Genomic DNA, 4,048 nt, shown 5'->3' with positions numbered 1-4,048 from the left:
GGATCGGCAATTTCTTTAGCAGCCTGCCGGACGCTGACTATAGTTCCTCAAATGCGCTTACTCGGAGGGCCCTTCGAACAAACAATCCCGGCGCCATAAACATCTCGAAATGGCAGCGAGACAGCATGAGAGGATATGTGGGTTGCACTCTGCCAGACCGGTACGGCAACCAAACTGCCATTTATGAAACCCCAGAGTATGGGGTAGCTGCTTGGGGTTTTCTCCTCCGCAAGATCTATTTCCACGGAAACAAGTCTAAGGTCACCGTCGGCGACATTGTGGATAAGTATAGAGGCGACAATTCCCGCGATCCTTACATTGATGGATATAAGAAATATTCGGATGGCAAATTGGTCGAAGATTATGAAGTCGACCTGTATAGCAATCGTGAACTCGCGATGCTGGCCATTGCCGCCTACTCGCACGAACTCGGCTCCTGGTATCCTCTCACGGACAAACAGCTTCTGGCAGGCTTTTCAATTACCGATGATTATATTGACTCGGGCGTCAATGACGAAGTCATCGTGTCTTCTGAAGAGATGAATCCGGATCTCTATGTAAAACATCCTGATAGCGAAGGCCCGGCACGCTCGACCGGCTTAACCGCGGCTCAGTTGAGAACAGCCGATGCAAAGGTCCAGGCCGGCCTACAGGAGCTCCTCGATGCAGAGGATGGACCTCCCGGGGCGATCGCCACGCTCTACCGCGACGGTCGCATGACCGTACTCACAGCGGGGCGCGCCGATGTCATATCGGGTGAGGCGCTGGGGGTCGACCAATACATGCGCATCGCCAGCATCTCAAAAGCATTCAACGGCGCCATTGCCCTGCACCTCGTCCAGAAGGGCCGGCTCGGCCTCGACGACACCATCGGCCAGCACCTGCCTGATCTGCCGGCGGCATGGTCGGCCGTCACGGTCCGCCAGATGCTGAACCACACCAGCGGCCTGCCCGACTACTTGCAGTCCAAGGGCTTGGCCGAGCAGGTCGCGACAAATCCTCAAGGTTACGTGCAGCCCATTGAGATCATCGGCTGGGTCCGCAACGACCCGCTCGAGTTTACGCCCGGCACCCAGTATACCTACTCCAACACGGACAACGTCGTCGTCGGGCTGATCGCCGAGGCGGTCACAGGAATGCCCTACGGGACGCTGCTGAAGAACATCGCGTTTGGTCCTGCCGCCCTCGCCCAGACGAGTTTCCCCACGCGCGACATCGCGCTGCCTGGGCCCGCCATCCACGGCTATGTCGTCGCGCCCGGATCCGAGCCGAAAGATGTCACGACCTTCGTCAGCCCGAGCGGTGCGTGGGCGTCGGGCGCGATCGTGTCGACGCCTGATGATTTGTCGATGTTCATACGGGCAGATCTCGGACTGAAGTTCTTCGGCGCTGCCGAGCAGATTGAACAGATGAAGTTCGTGGCCGGCAATTCCAGTCCGCCCGGACCCGGGACGAACGAGGCCGGTCTCGGACTGTTCCGCTACACCACGCCGTGCGGTGTCGTTTATGGCCACACCGGCAGTTTCCCGGGCTACACGCAGTGGGCGGCATCAACCGCCGACGGGACGCGCTCGGTCACCACCACGCTGAACATCGCTGAGCCGGCTGGCGCGTTGCTCGACCGCTTGCGGGAGGTTCAGGCTCAGGCGGTCTGCGCTTTGTTGGGGCACTGACGGGTGTGCATCGCGGGATGACGGACCCCGACATATTTGTTAATTTGCTAAACCAAGTTTCGAATAACCGTTGATTTTCCCTGCCACGACATGTCAGCGAGTTTGATTGATGCCTCTTCGCAAGGCGCTGTCCCACTGGTTCGACGCAGTACGTCGCGTGTCCATCAGTCTTGCAACCAGTGCCTTCATGGTCGGACCGAGCCTTAGCCAGACGATCCCCGAGCGGATCGATTCGGTGGTTTCGGATCAGAACGAGATCATCCGACGCTATTCCGCTCCGAGGAAGCCCGGCACGATTGACCTGTCAGTTCCGGATGCACGCAAGGCAACGAGCTCGGAACAAGCCGAAAAAACAATGTTTACCTTGAGGTCGATAACCGTTCGAGGCGCGGTGACGGTGCCCAGCGCTACGCTGGAGCAAGCGTGGGCCGCGCAGCGGAACAAAAAGATAAGCGCCGCCGACCTTTACGCCATCGCCGAGCGGATCGACGAGATCTACCAGAAGGCCGGATATTTCTCGTGGGCCGTCGTTCCCGAGCAGGACTTTTCATCCGGCAACGTCGTCATCGTTCTCTACGAATCCTACGTGCGCCGGGTCACCATCAACAGCGCCATCCCTGATATTGAGCGGCGTTTGAAACCTTACATCGATCGCATCGTCGCCATGCGGCCAATCCGGATCAAGGAGGCCGAGCGCGTGCTGTTGCTGATGAGCGATCTTGGCGGCCTGACCATCGAAGGCACTTTCATTCGGCCCGAAACGCCCTCCGCCGGCGGTGATCTGAAACTCGACATTGGCTTCAAGCGGGCCGGCGCAAACGCAATAGTCGACAATCTCGGCAGCAATGCCGTCGGCCCATTTCAGCTGACCGGCACCGGCACCTTCAACGATGCGCTTAGGCTGTTCGATGTGGCGAACATCGCCCTGGTGACCATTCCGGACAGTCCCGAGGAGTTGAAGTTCGTGCTGGCTTCGCACGATGTCCCGATCGGGTATGACGGACTGCATGTAGGCTATAGCATCGGTTATGTCTCTTCCCAGCCGGGCGCCGACCTCAAGCCTCTCGATGTCGACATAGCCTCTAGGTTCGGCAGCGCGTATGCCAACTACCCACTGCTGCGGACAATTGACCACAGCCTGTTTAGCCGCCTTGAATTGAACTTCAAGGACAACTCGCTGGCGTTGGGCGGCGAAACGCAGACGGATGAGGACCTCCGATGGCTGGCGGCCTCCCTTAAGTATACCGGTGAGTTGGAAAACGGCGCCATCACGCTGACAGGTACTTTCGGCCAAGGCCTCGACGGCTTTGGCGCGAGCAGCAGCACCGATCCGCTTGCACCGCGTCCAGGCGTTCCTGATGACTACAGGTATTTTCGGGGCGACCTCGACCTTACCAAGGAGATCGCTTCGCTGGCCGTCGCCCACCTCAGAGTGGCTGCTCAATATGCGCCGACGGCGGTGCCATCGTCGGTCCAGTTGGTGCTCGGCGGCGATCCCTATGGCCTGGCTTTCGATGGCTCGGCCGCTTCAGGCGATAGCGGGATAGCGGCCTCGCTGGAATTGGGACGCAACATCGAACTCCCGGAGGCTTTGCCGATCCCAAATCTGAACGTGTTTGCTTATGTCGATTACGGTGCGGTCTGGAACCACGATACGGGCGTGGATTACATCGAGGCGGAACTCGGCTCGGCCGGAATAGGTGCAAAGGCTGCATTTGGGCAACACCTCAATGCAAGGGCGCTTGTTGCGGTACCGTTCAGAGATAACCGAGGTCTGACTGATACCGGCACGCGTTTTTTGTTCCAGCTAATCAGCTCGTATTAGGTGGCGTAGCTCCCGCCTGAACTGCCCTTATCTTGGCGCAAGTTGCGCGACGAGATCATTCGTTGCTGCGACCATCGCCTTGAACCCGCCGACACTGAACTGATTGATCGAGGCGAAGACACCGACACCGCGCGTTGGCGCCAACACCACATAACTGAACTGCCCCTGCAATCCGCCGGTCTTGTTGAGCATCATGGGCTTGTCCTTGTCGGCCAGAACTCCGACCCAGCCAAGCGTCATCATTCCCATCGGCCCCGCATCGTCGATGCCGATTACCGGCGAGAGACCGTCGCGCCAGAGCCAGCCCGCATGGTCGACGGTACGCTCCGCATCGCCGGCCGCATCCTTGCGAAGGTGCCAGGCCATGAACTTCATCATGTCGGCGGCGGAGGTGTAGAGCCCGCCCGCGCATCCGATCGTTTCCGGCGAAGGAACGAGGGGCAACGGTGTGCCGTCGAAGAAATGGCCCTGCATGGTCCGCGCCGCATCGCCTTCCGCCAGGTTGAGCTTGGTGTCGGTCAGTTGGCGGGGCGTGAGCACCCGCTCGGCC

3 protein-coding genes are annotated in these 4,048 nt (G+C 59.5%); 2 read left to right on the top strand and 1 reads right to left on the bottom strand.

Annotated features, from left to right (window positions below; translation table 11 throughout):
• Positions 1–1,673, top strand: a 1,673-nt coding sequence (locus tag EN925_RS26040; RefSeq protein ID WP_164894389.1) for a serine hydrolase domain-containing protein, incomplete at its 5' end; no start/stop codon positions are given.
• A gap of 109 nt (positions 1,674–1,782) precedes the next feature.
• Positions 1,783–3,498, top strand: coding sequence for a ShlB/FhaC/HecB family hemolysin secretion/activation protein (locus EN925_RS26035; protein ID WP_127385091.1), 1,716 nt, complete (start codon positions 1,783–1,785; stop codon positions 3,496–3,498).
• Between the two features lie 27 nt (positions 3,499–3,525).
• On the opposite strand, the gene EN925_RS26030 is transcribed toward EN925_RS26035, so the two are convergent.
• The coding region (locus tag EN925_RS26030; protein WP_164894388.1) for a serine hydrolase at positions 3,526–4,048 on the bottom strand (523 nt) is incomplete at its 5' end.

This window comes from Mesorhizobium sp. M7A.F.Ca.US.006.04.2.1 (assembly GCF_004022915.1).
GTDB lineage: Bacteria > Pseudomonadota > Alphaproteobacteria > Rhizobiales > Rhizobiaceae > Mesorhizobium > Mesorhizobium ciceri.
Note: the sequence above shows the minus strand (reverse complement) of the source record. Positions and strands in the feature narration are given on the sequence as shown.